The sequence below is a fragment of the Micromonospora sp. KC721 genome, from assembly GCF_004348355.1.
GTDB lineage: Bacteria > Actinomycetota > Actinomycetes > Mycobacteriales > Micromonosporaceae > Micromonospora.
Map to the genome: position 1 here is coordinate 1 of NZ_SMJY01000392.1, position 1,253 is coordinate 1,253.

A 1,253-nucleotide genomic window follows, 5' to 3' on the forward strand; every position below is an offset into this window, starting at 1 on the left:
CCCTCGCCCTGGCCGCGTTGATCATGAAGTTGCCGGCCGTCCTGAAGATCCACAGCGCCGCCAACTTCATGATCAGCCGGGGTCTGGGCGAGGAGGCGGGTGAGGGTGGTGTGGGCGGCGCGGACGGAGACCTGCTGGCCGACGATCGCGCGGACCGCGATCTCGAAGCCGTCCACGGCGCGGGGCAGGCGTACCCCGGGTTCCGCGCCGACCGCGCCGGCGAGCGCGGGATCGGCGGCCAGCACCGCGTCGACAGCCTCCGGATCCGCGTCCAGGTCGAACAGGCGGCGGCAGCGGGCCACGGCCGGGGCCAGGTCCCGCATGTCGGCCAGCCGCAGCGTGGCCTGCACGTGGCCGGCGAGCGGGGTCAGCGCCACCTCCCCGGTGCCGTGCGGCAGCCGCAGACCCCGGCGGTACGTCCCGTCGCGTATCTCCTCCACGCCGGGCAGCGCGCGGACCGCGAGGAAGTCCAGCAGCGCGGCGGCGTGCAGCGGCGGCCGGTACGCCAGCCGCAGCGTGATCGTCCCCGCGCCGGCGGCGGCCGGACGCCGACCCCGGGCCGCCCGCAGCCCGGACGGAACCGTGCCGTAGACCTCGCGGACAGTGTCGTTGAACTGCCGTACGCTGCCGAAACCGGCCGCGAACGCGATCTCGGCCAGGCCCAGTTCGGTGGTCTCGATGAGGGTGCGGGCGGTCTGCGCGCGTTGTGCCCGTGCCAGGGCCAGCGGACCCGCGCCCAGCTCGGCGCGGAGCATCCGGTGCAGGTGCCGCTCGGTGTAGCCGAGCCGGCTGGCCAGCCCCGGCACGCCGTGCCGGTCGACCACCCCGTCGGCGATCAGCCGCATGGCCCGCCCGACCACGTCGCCCCGGACGTCCCACTGGGGTGAGCCGGGCGCGGCGTCCGGGCGGCACCGGCGGCAGGCCCGCAGCCCGGCGCCCTGCGCGGCGGCGGCCGACGGGAAGAAGCGGACGTTGCGTCGCTTCGGCGTCGTCGCCGGGCAGGAGGGCCGGCAGTAGATTCCGGTCGAGGTCACGCCGGTGTAGAACCAGCCGTCGAAGCGCTGGTCGCGGCTGTCCACGGCTCGGTAGCACCGTTCGAAGTCCAACTCCACGCCACGATGATGCCCGCAGCTCAACCCCACCGGCTCGCGGGAATCGGACCTGGCGGTGGCGCGACCGCCAGGTCCGATTCCGGCCGCCGGACGGCGGTCAGCGGTTTGGCGTCGAAGACGGCCGTGGGGCGGGTGGTGCGG

Annotated in this window: 1 protein-coding gene; it reads right to left on the reverse strand. The window is 75.5% G+C overall.

Features of this window, described 5'->3' with window-relative positions; translation table 11 throughout:
• The coding region (locus E1182_RS30595) for a bifunctional transcriptional activator/DNA repair enzyme AdaA (protein ID WP_132271201.1) at positions 1–1,112 on the reverse strand (1,112 nt) is incomplete at its 3' end.
• Between the last annotated feature and the right edge of the window lie 141 nt (positions 1,113–1,253).